The sequence below is a fragment of the Caulobacter sp. P1_B12_2 genome (genome assembly GCF_056406675.1).
Window position 1 is genome coordinate 14157 of sequence record NZ_JBFTZS010000006.1, and the last position, 13314, is coordinate 27470.

At 65.5% G+C, this 13314-nt stretch carries 11 protein-coding genes; 3 read left to right on the plus strand and 8 right to left on the minus strand.

The annotated features are described in order from the left end of the window. Nucleotides 1–143 precede the first annotated feature (143 nt). Nucleotides 144–896, plus strand: coding sequence for a transglutaminase-like cysteine peptidase (locus tag AC1DZ6_RS00735; protein ID WP_477095279.1), 753 nt, complete (start codon nt 144–146; stop codon nt 894–896). 133 nt (nt 897–1029) lie between these two features. Here the strand turns inward: AC1DZ6_RS00735 and AC1DZ6_RS00740 are convergent, their stop codons facing one another. After that, the gene (locus AC1DZ6_RS00740) at nt 1030–1191 is read right to left on the minus strand and encodes a hypothetical protein (protein WP_477095280.1); all 162 of its coding nucleotides are present in this window, start codon (nt 1189–1191) and stop codon (nt 1030–1032) included. A gap of 217 nt (nt 1192–1408) precedes the next feature. Here AC1DZ6_RS00740 and AC1DZ6_RS00745 point away from each other — a divergent pair, with 217 nt between their 5' ends. After that, nucleotides 1409–2032 (plus strand): sugar transferase, encoded by a 624-nt coding sequence (locus tag AC1DZ6_RS00745; RefSeq protein WP_477095281.1) that lies wholly within the window; start codon nt 1409–1411, stop codon nt 2030–2032. A 168-nt stretch (nt 2033–2200) separates the two neighbouring features. Here the strand turns inward: AC1DZ6_RS00745 and AC1DZ6_RS00750 are convergent, their stop codons facing one another. The 4 genes from AC1DZ6_RS00750 to AC1DZ6_RS00765 all read right to left on the minus strand — a co-directional run bounded on the left by AC1DZ6_RS00750 (nt 2201) and on the right by AC1DZ6_RS00765 (nt 8302). Beyond that, nucleotides 2201–4147, minus strand: a complete 1947-nt coding sequence (locus AC1DZ6_RS00750; RefSeq protein WP_477095282.1) for an O-antigen ligase family protein — start codon at nt 4145–4147, stop codon at nt 2201–2203. Further along, a complete protein-coding gene (locus AC1DZ6_RS00755) occupies nt 4137–6353 on the minus strand; it encodes a GumC family protein (protein WP_477095283.1) in 2217 nt (738 codons plus the stop codon). Before AC1DZ6_RS00755 ends, AC1DZ6_RS00750 begins: the two co-directional genes overlap by 11 nt. A gap of 44 nt (nt 6354–6397) precedes the next feature. After that, nucleotides 6398–7660 (minus strand): outer membrane beta-barrel protein, encoded by a 1263-nt coding sequence (locus AC1DZ6_RS00760; protein ID WP_477095284.1) that lies wholly within the window; start codon nt 7658–7660, stop codon nt 6398–6400. A 105-nt stretch (nt 7661–7765) separates the two neighbouring features. Continuing rightward, entirely contained in the window at nt 7766–8302 is a 537-nt protein-coding gene (locus AC1DZ6_RS00765) for a hypothetical protein (RefSeq protein ID WP_477095285.1), read from the minus strand. An 854-nt stretch (nt 8303–9156) separates the two neighbouring features. Here AC1DZ6_RS00765 and AC1DZ6_RS00770 point away from each other — a divergent pair. Beyond that, a complete protein-coding gene (locus AC1DZ6_RS00770) occupies nt 9157–9738 on the plus strand; it encodes a hypothetical protein (protein WP_477095286.1) in 582 nt (193 codons plus the stop codon). A gap of 3 nt (nt 9739–9741) precedes the next feature. Here AC1DZ6_RS00770 and AC1DZ6_RS00775 read toward each other — a convergent pair whose 3' ends face one another. From AC1DZ6_RS00775 to AC1DZ6_RS00785, 3 genes are all read right to left on the minus strand, one after another. Beyond that, nucleotides 9742–10005 carry a hypothetical protein gene (locus tag AC1DZ6_RS00775; protein ID WP_477095287.1) on the minus strand — a complete coding sequence of 88 codons (264 nt, stop codon included), beginning with the start codon at nt 10003–10005 and terminating at the stop codon, nt 9742–9744. Between the two features lie 180 nt (nt 10006–10185). Further along, nucleotides 10186–12201, minus strand: coding sequence for a TonB-dependent receptor plug domain-containing protein (locus AC1DZ6_RS00780; protein WP_477095288.1), 2016 nt, complete (start codon nt 12199–12201; stop codon nt 10186–10188). A 26-nt stretch (nt 12202–12227) separates the two neighbouring features. Continuing rightward, nucleotides 12228–12752: a hypothetical protein gene (locus tag AC1DZ6_RS00785; protein ID WP_477095289.1), complete on the minus strand. Its 525-nt coding sequence runs from the start codon at nt 12750–12752 to the stop codon at nt 12228–12230. Nucleotides 12753–13314: the final 562 nt, after the last annotated feature.

Consider the following 13314-nt stretch of genomic DNA (forward strand, 5'->3'; position numbering starts at 1 on the left):
CGATATTGAGGGTTTAATCGCAAATTAGTCTCGTATTTCACAGCGAGACTTCAATGCGAATCCGCCGACAGCTTGGCAATATCGCGAGCGCCGCCGCCGTCCTGCTGATCAGCACAGCGGCGCACGCTGCCGCACGACCATTCATGCCGTTGGGCGAAACCGTCGCGCCGCCGCCGGGCTATACCGACCTGTGCCAACGGGGCGAGGTTTCGTGCGGCGGGCTGGAGATCGCCTCGACCTCGGCCGGGCTCGCCCCGACGAGCGCGCTGGCCACATCGTCGATCGGCGGCCGATCGACCGTGCGCTTCGAGGCCCCGGCCCAGATCTCGACCGACGACACGACGCTGGTTCTCGAGTTCGCGCCGCTGCGGGCCTATCGCCCCGCCGTGGACGATCAGCTCGTCCTCGCGGGCGACAGGGTGCGGGCCGCCATCGAGGTCGACGCCCAACCCGCGCCGCCGCCGGCCCCGATCCTGGCCGCGATAGCTTCCGCGACGCCCGCGCTGCTGCGGTCGGCGCAGATGCGCATGGTCAACACGATCAATCGCGACGTGAACAAGGACGTTCACAAGGCCACCGATTTCGACCTGTACGGCCTTCTGGAATTCTGGTCCCTTCCACGCGTCATCAACGGCAAGATGTACGGCGACTGCGAGGACTACGCCCTAGAGAAGCGCCGTCGCCTGATCGCTGCCGGCGTCCCAGAATCGGCGCTGTCGATGGCCGTGGCGGTCACCGCGCGCGGCGAAACCCACGCCGTGCTGGTGGTGAGCTTCGAGTCCGGCGACTGGGTGCTGGACAACCTGACCCCGTGGGCGACCCCCTGGGAGGACCTCAACTATCGCTGGATCCAACGGCAGGTGGCGGGATCCTCAACCTGGACGGCGGTGGGCTGAGTTCCGGAGAGGCGGTCCGGCACGCTCGGCCGCCTCTTCCTTTCCGACAACGGACAAACGAAAACCCCGCGGCGGACGCCGCGGGGKTTTCGTTTGAGATCGTCGGGTCGCTCGGGCGACCGGCCCGATGGCGCTACAGGGCCAGGCGGACGAGCTCCGCCAGACCCAGCCACAGGGCACCGGAGACCATCGCGGTCAACGTCCAGCCCATCAGGCGCGGCAGGCGCCGGCGCTGCGAGGTCGCGGCGGGCGCCTTGGCGGCGATCATAGAGACGTCGGCGGGGATGGTGGACATATCGGTCGCTCCTCTACAACGGAGCCTAGATCACGAGCCCTAATTCCGGCCTAACGAACGTGATTTACGCACCTTCATCATAATCTATGGTTAAGGTGTGGTTTATAAGCGACGAGACGCGTGCATTGCGGTAGACAGTCTCGGGGTTGCCTCTGAACCTTGGTCGAGGCCATATATCGGGGACAGTGCAGTGAGCGGGAGCTTGAATACAGAAGTCATGCACGTCACGACCCCATTCCTTCCGCGAGTAGCGGTCGATCCGATCAAGCGTCTTTGCGACTTTTTTGCGGCACTTCTGTTACTCGTGTTCTTTGCACCTGTGCTGTTGCTGACTGCGCTGTTGATCAAGCTCGAGTCTCCTGGGCCCGCTTTGTTTCGCCAGACGCGCGGTGGACTGAACGGTCGGCTGTTCACGATCTACAAGTTGCGTTCGATGCGTTGCGAAGAGAACGGCCCGGATGTCGTACAGGCTCAGCGTGGCGACGATCGTGTCACCAAGATCGGCAAGCTGATCCGCATGGCCAGCATCGACGWACTGCCGCAACTGCTGAACGTCCTTAAGGGCGACATGTCGCTGGTCGGGCCGCGACCGCATGCTCAGGCCCATGACGATTATTACAGCACCCTGATCCCTAGCTACAATCAGCGCTTCATGGCGCGCCCGGGCCTGACCGGCCTGGCCCAGATCAAGGGTCTGCGCGGCGCCACCGGCGAGATCGAGGAGATGTCCGCCCGGGTGAACGCCGACATCGACTACATCGACAACTGGACGCTGCTCACTGACCTGCGGATCATGCTGCTAACGGTGCCGCACCTGCTGCTGGCTGAGAACGCCTACTAGGGCGGCGCGGGGCTTAACGCCCGTGGCCACCTGATCCCGTCTGGAACTTCACGCCGCCCGGAAACCTCGTCCCGGCCCAGCTCCTTCCTCTTCACCCCCTCATCTCCGGTCATCACCAGAGGCTGAGACGGACGCTTGCCTGGCTCTCCAGGGTTCCGCCTTGGCGCGCTAGGGGCTGGACGAGAGGGTCAGCGCGCCGATCTGCAGGGCCAACCCTATCCGGCCGGCGGGATCGTGAAGGGCGTTGGCCAGCGCCACAAAGCGGGCAGGCTGACCCGTACGCCGCCATTCGGCCCTCACGTGATAGGCCGCCTGGACGCGCCCCGCCTGAGTCAGGTGACCCCAGTGCTCGTAGGCGAATATCGTGCGCTGGTTAAACAGACTGGATTGCAGCGGCGCCACCACGAAGGAGCGCTCCAACGCTTGGTTGGAGGCGTCGTCGTCCCCGGCCGCCGACTCGATCGCCGCACGTCTCAGCCAAGCGGCTCCGGACGCGGGACGTAAGTTTAGTTCGCGCACGCTGAGACGGCGTACACGGGCTAGCGTGGCGGGATCTAGGCGCGGCTTCGCTAGGCCCAGCTCGACGCTCCGGGCCAGGGCGTCGGCCGGCGCGGTCGGCCAAGCCGACAGATCGCCGCCGAATCTGGCCGCCAGCAGGGGCGCGCCAGCGAGCGTAGCAGCCACGACCGTCAGGCCGGCGACGCCTCCGATGGACCAGAGCCTCCAAGTCACGATCCCGCCCCGCGCGTCCGACTTGGCCAGGCACATACCCCCGACCAGGCCCAAGACAATCGTGCAAAGCGCTTGGATGGCCGGCGCCTGAAGGGCGAAATCGGTGACCCCGTGCACGAGGAACACCACGGTCGCGCAGATTGCCGCGCGCGCCCAAACGCCAGTGGTGCTGTCCGCGAGACCGCCGCGCAAGATCGGCAAAATCAGGCTGACGAATAGCGCCACCATGGCGATGGTCCCGACGATCCCGCCCTCCTCCAGCCATTGCAGATAGAGGTTATGGGCCGCGCGAACGTCGTAAAGGATCGACAGCGACGGCCCGGTGACAACCAGTTGGTTGACGTTGGGGAAGGAGCCGAGGCCGAAGCCGCTCCAGGGCGAGGATAGGAAGGCGTCCCAATGGGGTGTGAAGATGATCGAACGGACTTCCACGTCGCGGCTGGTCACGCTGAAGCGGTCGATCACATGCCCGACACTGCGCAGGGCCACGGCCGCCACTAGCAGCACGGCCACAGCAGCGACCAACCCGGCCCCGCCGCGCAGGCTCCCGCGCTGGGCGAATACGGTCCAGGCCAGGAACAGGACCAGGCCGATCAGCGAGGCGATCACCCCGCCCCGCGAGGCGGTCATCAGCAGCACGGTGGCTAACAGCGCCACCACACCCAGCCAGGTCATGGCCTCGGGATCACCGCGACGCAGCACCATCAGACCGGAGTGACGACGAAAACGATTCACCGCGGCGGCCGTCGCCATCAACATGCCGGCGCCGAACGTGGTGGCGGCGCTGTTGGGACTGAGCAGTGTGGCCGACAATCTCTCGGCCCGGCGTACGCCGACGTGGTCGATGAACGCCACAGCCGCGTAGGCGCTCAGGGCGGCGACCGCGGCGCGCAACGACCAGACGCCGCGCGCCTCGGACGCACCGATGATCCGCGCCGCCACGAACAGGCAGGCCAGACCGAACAATTGTAGCAGGCTCAGCAACAACGCCGAGCGATCCAGGGTGAGGCTGCCTGCGCGTCCCGGCAGGTAGCTCCAGACAGGATGGGGACCGTCGGGGCCCCAGGGGGTGAGTTGCCAAAGGACCGCGGTGACCAGCAGGGCGAACAGTCCCGCCTGTAGCGGCAGTCCCTTTATGCGACAGAGGTCGCGGCGGGCCCAGTCGCAGGTAAACAGCAAGCCCAGCAGGTAGGCCGCGTAGAGCCCGGCGAACGCCGTGGCCGCGGCCACATCGCTGGCGCCAAAGGCCATGACGGCGCAGAAGACCACCGCCACCAGACAGAGGGCGGCGATTTTCTCCGACATCGCCAACTTGCGAACCCGACGGCGGGACGGCCGGTCGCTGCTGGCGACCGAGCGCTCCGCGGTCAGATCAGTCGGCATAATACTTGCGGTAGCTCTTGTAATAGTAGTTTGCGTCGCCGTAACCGTAGCGACCCTGCGCCTTCAGATCGACCTGGGTCAGGGCCACGCCGGCCACGAACACGCCCTGGCCTTGCAACAGGGACAGGGCCGAGGTGATGGCCTTGACCGGCGTCTTCTTCCAGCGCGCCAGCATGACGACGGCGTCGGCCGACGGCGCCAGGATGCGGGTGTCTGCAATCGCCAACAGCGGCGCGGTGTCGAGCAGCACCACGTCGAACCGGTTCCGCAGTTCGGCCAGCAGGCGGCTCATGGCCGCCGAGCCCAGCACGTCGCGTGGGGTGTTGGCCGACTTGGTCAGCGGCAGGACCTTGGCCCCGCTGGCGTCTTGGATTAGGGCATTGTCCAGCGTGGATACGCCATTCAGTACCTCGATCAGGCCCACCGTCGGCACCTCGACCAGGAAGCGATTGATGGCGCTCTGGCGCAGATCACAGTCGACGACAACCACGTTCGCGCCCGAAACCGCCAGGGTGCGGGCCAGCGAGAAGGTGGTGGTGGTCTTGCCTTCGCCTGGCAGGGACGAGGTGATCGCGATCACCTTCACCGACTCGCCGATCTTGGAGAACAGGATCGCCGCCCGCAGCTTGCGGAAGCTTTCCGCGAAGCCCGACAGAGGCTTGCTCAGCAGGTAGTCGGGGGGGCTGACGTTGCGCGCCAGCTTACCTTCGACCGCCGAACTCAGCAGCGGCACCGAACCCAAATACGGCAGGCCCAGACGACGCTCAACCTCGTCTTCAGTGAATAGCCCAGCCATCAGGATTTCGGCCAGCATCACTGAAGCCAGGCCTGCGCCCAGCGCAGCGGCCAGGCCCAGCATCAGGTTCAACGACGGCTTGGGATAGCTGGGGGCCGTCGGGATTTTGGCTTGCGACACGATGCGCGCGTCAGGCTGCTCAATGCCTTCGCTGGTGGTGGTTTGCTTAAAGCGGGCCAGCAAGGTCTCGTAAAGAGTCCGAACTGACTCGGCCTTGCGCTCCAGCTCGCCCAAGCGGATGCCGGCGCGGTTATTGCCCGCCAGCGTGCCCTTGGAGGCCGAGACGCTGCCGGCCATCGAGCCCGTGCGTTGACGCGCGACTTGTGCCTGGGCCTCGAGGCTGGAAATAATACGGCGGATCTCGGCCTGAATTTGACCGTCGATATCCGCCAGTTCACGCTTGGCTTTCAGGAGGTCGGGGTGGCGGTCGCCGTAGCGGCCGCTGAGGTCGGCGACCTTGGCGCTCTGTTCGGCCCGCTGTTTGCGCAGGCCCTGGACCACTGGCGAGTTCAAGGATTCGCCGACGTCTTCGCCGTTGCTGCCGCGCGCCAATTGGCTCTTGGCGATAGACAAACGGGCGTCCGTTTCCGCCTGGGAGGCCCTGGCCGAGGCCAGCTGTTGGTTAAGGCCCGAGATTTCTTGCTCGGTGAGGGTCGCGCCCTCGGCGCTGAGCAGGTTGTTGGCGATCTTGTACTGCTGGACGTCAGCCTCGGCCTGCTGCAGCTGGCCGCGCAGTTCGCCGACGCGGGAGTCCAGCCATTCGTTGGCCTTGGCAGTCGCGTCGAACTTGGCTTCCAGTTGTTCGGTCAGATAGAGGTCGGCGAAGGCGTTGGCCAACTTGGACGCCTGCTCGGGCTGGGGGTGGGTATAGTCGATGGCGATCAGGTAGGTCAGACCGGCGCGACGAACTTTCAGCCCGTCCAGCACATGGTCGACCACCCGCTCGCGGCGACGCTGGAGCTCCACCGGATCAAGCGCCGCGGTCGGCGCCACTGACTTCTTCAGCCAGGGCAACCAGGCGCTGAGGCCCTTGGACTGCTCGAGATACGGATTGAAGTAGGGGTCTTGATCGAGCTTCAGCTGGGTGACCACGCGGTTGGCCAGGGAGCGCGAGCGCAGCACCTCGACCTGGGTGTCCATGGTCAGGGAGTCCGCCGGCAGGCCCGAGAGCACTGCGCTCATGTCGGTCACCTGCTCCGTGCGCGGATCCAGCATGACCTGGGCGGTAGCCGTGTAGCGGGGCGTCTGCTGCAGTGTGAAGAGCAGGACCGCCACGAAAACCACCAGCGCCACCGCTGCGAACAAACGCAGGCGGCGGCGGAATGTGGCGATCAAGACATTGAGGTCAAGCGTAACCTCTCCGGAAGAATGTCCCGGAGAGGTTTGGGTCTCGTAAGCTGAGCCGTCCATGAAAACTCTCGATGACGCTGGGGGCTTACACCCCCGGGGCGTTCCTAGAACTGGAGCGCGACGGACGCCGCGATCTTATTGTCCGTGAAGGATGTCCCGTGAGCCGCGCCCGAGGAGTCCTGCTTCAGGTAGGTATAGGTCAGGAAAACCCCTACGCGACGGTTAAGCAGGTAGGCGACTGAGGCGCCGGCGCCGGTGCGCTTGTCGTCCCGATCGATCTTCTCATAGGCGTCTTTGCCGTAGCTGGCGTTGGCCGACAGCAGGACGTTACGCAGCAGTTCGTGGTCAATATTGACCCCGATGGTGTTCGAAATGTAGCCGGGCGAGCCGCTGGTGGTCGACTCCTCGATGGTTCGGCCTCCGGTGGCGGTCAACGTGGTGAGCGCGGTCGGGAACCATTCCAGCTTACCTTCGGCGCTGAAGCCGTCGATCTTGTTGTACAGCGGGCTATCGTACGACTGCTTCATGTAGCCGACGGCGATGTCGCCGCGGATAACGTCCGTCAGTTCGAAATTGGAGCCCACGGTGGCGACATAACCGTCCGAGCTGCGATCCGACGTGGCCAGATCGTAGTCCTTGTTGTTGCCAACGACCTGCAGGAACAGCGCCGTGTCCGGGCTGACAGCGTATTCAGCCTTACCGCTGAAATAGAACTCGTTGCGATCGCGGAAGTCCTGATCGACGGGGCGCGCCGGGACAGCCAGGGTGCCGACGCTGACGCCGTCATCGTAGTTGTAGTCGTAGTCCGTCAGGCGACCGGTCAACCGCACGCGGTTGAACTCCTTCACGCCCGTCAGTTTGCTGGTGAACAGCTCGTATTCAATCGGCTTGGCCGACGAGGCCGGCGACTGAGGCGAGGTCCGCGGCTCGGTCAGCTTCTGGTACTGAACCGAACCCGAGACGTTCGAGCCGCGGACGATGTCCAGCCGGCCGTTGACCCCGAGGGTGTATTCCTCGGTGTTTTCGGTATCGAAGTCCGAATAGCGGTTGATCGAGGCCGAAGCGAAGGCGCCCAGGGCGTGACGCGACCAATTGGACCGCGCGGCCACTTCCGGCTTGACGCGCCAGATCGTATCCGACTCCACCAAGACGTCGTTGGCGTAGATGTTGTCGTTGTGCTCAACCGTCGCCGTCACGCGCGGATACAGGGTGAAGCCGCCGGTCTTGATGCCGACAGCCTCGTAATCCGGACGCGGGCGCTCACGAACGGTGACGTTCTTGTCGCGCTTGAAGTTCGAACCCAGGTCCTGGGCCGCGGCAATATGAGGAGCGGACGCGGCCAGAAGAGCCGTGAACGCCACGGACATCAAATATTTCATTGAGCTATCCCCACCTTCGGAAACGCTGATTTCCGTTAGGACTTCGCCATAAAGGCGCACACAAAAACTCTGGACGAGCGCGGCCCGAGCCGACTAGCCGCCGCAATAGGCTGCGACCACGCCGGCGCAAGGATCGAAAGCCGCCGGGGTTGCCCCGCCGGCGCCGGCGCCCTGCAGGTTCACCAGGACGCTGACCGAGGGCCCGCCATCGATCGCGCCCGTCACGGTGGCCGACTGGCCGGTGGCGGCCAGTTGGGCGAGAACGGCGGGGTCGTTGGCGACCATCTGGGCGAATTCCGGCGCCACGATGGCGGCGACCGCGATCGCCACGCCTGCGCTAATCGTACCGGCCTTGACCGCGGCGATCAGGGCCTGGGCCATCATTTCCGGCGTTGCGCCGCTGGTCGATAGCGCCTGAGCGACCGCGCCCTGGATCGCCGCCAACTTGTTGGCGCTCGACATCGTGGAGAAGTTCGGCGCGGATGCGGCGGTGCGCGCCGCCGACGAAATGACCGCTTGCAGCGAAGCGACGGTGACCGCGGGCGCTTGAGCCCAGACGGCGGCTTGGCCGACCGGAGCGACAACCATGGCCAACCCGACGACGAGAGCGCTCAGATGACGCGATGACATGTCAGTACCCCTCTTCAGAATTCGTTAGGGGTATAATGCCGCAACCGCGAACACTCCAGCATTATCTACAGTTTTCCAGGAAAAGCGTACCAACGTGGCGAATCTGCGTGGTGTACGCCGCTTTTTCGTGCGGTTGGCGACTCTAGAGGTTGCTTTCACTGAGCATAGAGTCTCCCCGATATGTGCTGGTGATCTTAACACTTCGCCCGCCGACAGCATTCCCCTCTCAAGCGATCTAAAACACCTGATCAAGTCCGCGAGACGATTTGCAGGTGCGCATCGACCCTGTCGCGAATTTAGCTCCGCCGGTCCGTCTTTCGCTGTCGCCTTAGCAGGCGCAGCATAGACCGCTCGATGCTTGGGCATTTCAGGAGGCCGAGCAGACCGAGGATGACCAAGGCCGCGAGCGACACGTCCGTACTCTCGAAAGTCTTGCTCAGCTTAGCATGAAGGCGCGTGAAGTTCACTTTGGCGTCGCGCCGGTGCGCCGTCGCGACGCCAAAAAAGAGACCGCGACCACCCACAACCGGAATGACTTCCGACTTTGTAAAATCAATTTCAGGCCGAACACTTGTTCGCACTCGCCGCAAAACTTGACCCTGACCCCTGGAGCGCCCCTCTCGGGCCACCTTCGTTTCGAGCCCGACTTCTCACGGCCATGGTCCCGCCGCACCCCGCCGCTAAGGCTTGGTCCTGTGAGATCGAGCCTATCTTTGACGCACCCGGCCGCGGATCCGGCCCGACCGCCGTCACCCGGGAGCGCTCCTACGAGCGTCAAGGAGGCCGCCATGCCCGCGACAAGGCCTTCCTCACGCCCCCCGGGACGAAGGCAAGCCGCCCGACGGCGCTGGCTGATGGTCGGCGGCGCCTCGGCGCTCTTTCACGGCCTGCTGGGATGGTTGCTGCTGGCGGCCGTGCCCCCGCCGCCGGTCCTGGTCGAACCGCGCAGCGTGGTGATCCAGCTGCTTGCGCCCAACCCGCCGCATCCGTCGGAACGAGCCGCCGCGAGCCGCCCCCAGTCGGCCCCGCTGCACCTTCCGACGGCCCGCGCGCTCCCGCCCCTGTCCGCGCCGACCCTCGCGCCCTCGCCGTTCCCCGCACCCTCCGGGACCGTGGTCGCGCCGCCCGGCTTCACGGCGAGAGGAACCCTGACCGGCGGCGGCGAGGCCTTGCGCCAGGCCGCGCGCCGGAGCGGCTGCACCGAGGCCGACATCGTCAAGCTGACCAAGGCCGAGCGCGACGCCTGCGCCGAAACCTTGGGCGCGAAGAACAAGAACGGCCCGGCCCTCTACGCGGCGATCGACCCCGACAAGAAGGCGGCCTTCGACGGCGACTGCAAGAAGGACGACGACTGGTGCCTCTACCGCACCGGCAAGGGGCCGTATCCCGGCCTGTTCGCCATCGGCAAGAAGAAGAAGATCAAGGGCTGGGACTAGGGGCTATTTCGAATAGACGACCCGGCAATCGCCCTCGACCGTGGTGTAACGGCCGTTGGCCGCGTCGACGAACGAGATCCGCCCGCCCTCGTCATATTCGACCTTGCCGGTCGAGCGTCCGGCGAAGTTCTGCGTGCCGTAGGTCCAGCAGACAATGTCCGCCGGCTTGTCGCCCCAGGTCGCGTCCCGACTGGCCCTCTTGCTGTCGGTGCAGGCGCCCGTCGCGACCGTGGCCAGGAGGATCGAGGCAGTCAGGGCTAGGCGCATGGAGCGGTCTCTCCTGTGAGGCCCGGCCTGTCGCGAGGCGCGGGCGGACTTAGGCGCCACCATGTTGCAAGGTGTTCGGCGACGCAACGAGACGCGTCGAGCTTGGAGACCCGAGCGCGCAACGAAAAAGGGCCCCGTCTCGCGACGGGGCCCTTCTCGTTTCCGGTGAGCGCTAGGCGCTTACCAGGCCTTGCTCAGGGTCACGAAGGCGCGACGCTCGACTTCCAGGCCCGACGTCTGGCGCTGGTGGCCGTCGGTCAGGTTCTGGCCGCTGACCGCCAGGGTGATCCCGTGGTCGAAGCTGCGGGCCACGCGGCCGCCCAGGGTGATGTAGTCCTCGATCTCGACCAGCGCGCCGGTCGACAGGAAGCCCTTGTGGTCGCCGGTGTAGTGGGCGAAGCCGTCGGCGGCCCACTGGGCGTTGGCCCAGCCGAACGAGACGTTGGCGCGGGTTTCAGGTGTCGTGGCCGAGAAGGCGGCCAGGCGGACGGTCGGCGAGAAGCCGGCGGTCGGCTGGTCGTCGACGTCGGTGAAGGTCCAGTCGCCGCTCCAGTGGYAGCCGCCCTCGATCTTGCCCGAGGCCGTCACTTCCACGCCCCACATCTTGCTGTCGCCGATGTTGCGGTAGCTGAGCAGCGGCAGGACGCCCGGCGCGGTCGGCATGACGTCGATCTGGCCCGAGGTGGGCTGACCCTTCACGTCTTCGGTCTTCTGGCGGAAGACGCTGACGCCGGCCTTGGCGTCCAGGCCCGGCAGCGGGCGCTCGTAACCGATCTCGTAGTTGGTGACGATCGACGGCGCCAGGACCGGGTTGCCGATCACGCCGACGGTGTACGGGCCGGCCGTGGCCCGCAGTTGCACCGCGCCCAGGTCGACCAAGGTCGGAACCTGCACGCCGCGCGCGGCGGTGGCCTTGAAGGTGTCGGCGGCGGTCGGACGATAGACGGCGCCGAAGTTGTAGCTGGCCTTCTTGATCGAGCGATCCCAGTAGGCGTTGGTCACGGCCGGGTAGCCGGCCGGGAACGTGCCTTCACGCGACAGGCTCAGGTCGTCGTAGCGGCCGGCCGCGGTGACGGCCAGCTTGTCGCTGATCGCCCAGTTCCACATGCCCGAGACCGAGACGACCTCGTAGCTCAGCTTGCCGCCGACCAGCGGGGCCGTGTTGACCTCGTTCTTGCGATACTCGCCGCCGATGCGGAACGTGTGGTTCGCCCCGATCTTGAACAGGTCCTGGGCGCTGACGACGTCCAGCTTGTTCTCGAAGCGGGCCTTCTGGCTGGCGACCAGTTGCTTGGCCGTCAGGTTGGTCTCGTAGGCCGAGACCTGCAGCAAGCCGAGCTTGGTGTCGGAGGCCAGGGTCGCCTTGACCGAGGTCGTGACGTACTTGCTGGGCGAGTAGCTGTAGTTGGAGACCGCCTCGCTGACCTGGACGTTCGACCACGAGCCTTCGACCCGCAGTTCGGTCTTTTCGGTCAGCTGGGTGATGGTGTCGAGGTTGGCCGAGACCCGGGCCGGGTCGGTCAGCAGGTTGGACGCCACGCCGGTGGTGTTCTTGTACTCGTCCATCTGGGCCGCGCCGGCCGACAGGCGGGCGAAGAAGCGGTCGCCCAGCTTGACCGACTTGGCGATCGACAGCTCGCCGTAACCGTTCGTGCCGCCGGTGACGGTGGCGAAGCCGGTCGAGTCGAACTTGGGGTTCTGGGTGATGATGTTGATCACGCCGCCGACGGCGTTGAAGCCGAACAGGGCGCTGTTGGGGCCCTTGACGACTTCGATCTGGCGGATTTCCGACAGCTGCACCGGCAGGGTGGCCCAGGCGGTGTAGCCGTAGTGGTCCAGATAGACCTGGCGGCCGTTGATCAGCACCAGCAGGCGCGGCGACATCGCCTGGTCATAACCGCGGACGCTGACGTCCGAGGCGCCCGCGCCCCAGTTCAGCACGTCCAGGCCGGCGACGCGGCTGAGGATGGTCGGCAGGTCGACGGCGCCCGAGCGCTTGATGTCGTCGGCCGAAATGATGTCCATCGCGACCGGAACTTCGGTCGAGCGCTGCGGCGAACCGGTGGCGCTGGTGGTGACCGGCTCGTTGAACAGCTGCTCCATCGCGCCGTAGTCGATCGACTGGGCGTGGGCGGCCGTGGCCGCCATGGACAGGGCGAAGGTGGCCGAAACGCCGGCCAGAAGAGTCTTTTTCATGATTGTTTCTCTGGGCTCGAGCTGGATCAGACTTCGCGGATCATCATGCGGAAGGCGGCCTTGAAGACCGCGCCCACGGCGGCGGCGGCCGCGCGGTTGACGACGATCTCGACCTTGGGGTCGGCCGAGACGCTCATCACGCAGTTGCCGCTGGTGGCGCAGGAGGTGTCCGAGCCGATGGTGATCAGCTTCTTGGCCTTAGCGGCCGCGCCGACATTGACGCCGGTGGTGACGTAGAGGGCGGCGACGCCGCTGACGCCCGAAACGGCCGAGGCTTCGACCGGCTTGGCGGTCAGGGTCACGGCGCCGGCGCTCATGCCGCCGCCGATGGCGGCCATCACGGCGTTCTTCTCGGCGACCGAGGCGGGCTTGGACGGATCGAAGACCACGCCCAGGACGGCTTTGCCGGTCGGGCCGTTTTCGAGGAAGGTCAGCGCGCGGCCGGCGACCTGGACGTCTTTCGCCGCATCGGCGTGGGCGGCGCTCAACGGCGCCAGAACGAGGGTCAGTGCGCAGAGCGCGACGGCGCTCCGGGTGTTTCTTTTCGACATTCTTGCATCCCCTGCCCGAATTTCTTCCGGGCTTCACGGGGCGCTGATGTCGCCTGAGGCGTAAACAAGGCCGTAACAGAGATCGGATAACGGCGGTATACTTCTTGTGTTATCCAGCCGACCAACTCGTCTTTTCTGCGATAACCGCGTGATACCTTCAAATATATATACGTATACCTATCACCAATACAGGTTTCATTGCACTACAATGCGCTGCAACATGTTTTCAGTGAGTTGAAACATAGCCATTTCGACATGGTAATGACTTGTATGTCTGACGAAACAACGTGTTATGTGGCTTTCGGATTCTGAAAATACAGCGCGAACAGCCGCCGAACGCTCCGCCAACGGACATCTTGTCGCACTGCGGCGCGAACGCCTCGCCGCGACGTTCGGACGCGCGCCCATGACGCGAGCGCAAAGCCGCGCACAATCCTAGACCGATCCGCGACCGCGTTGAGTCTCTGCACCCTCGGCCGTCACTCCGCCCCTCATCCACCCTCGCGTGGCCAGCCAGGCCGCGAAGACCGGCAGGGCCAGCAAGGTCAGGGCCGTGGAGGTC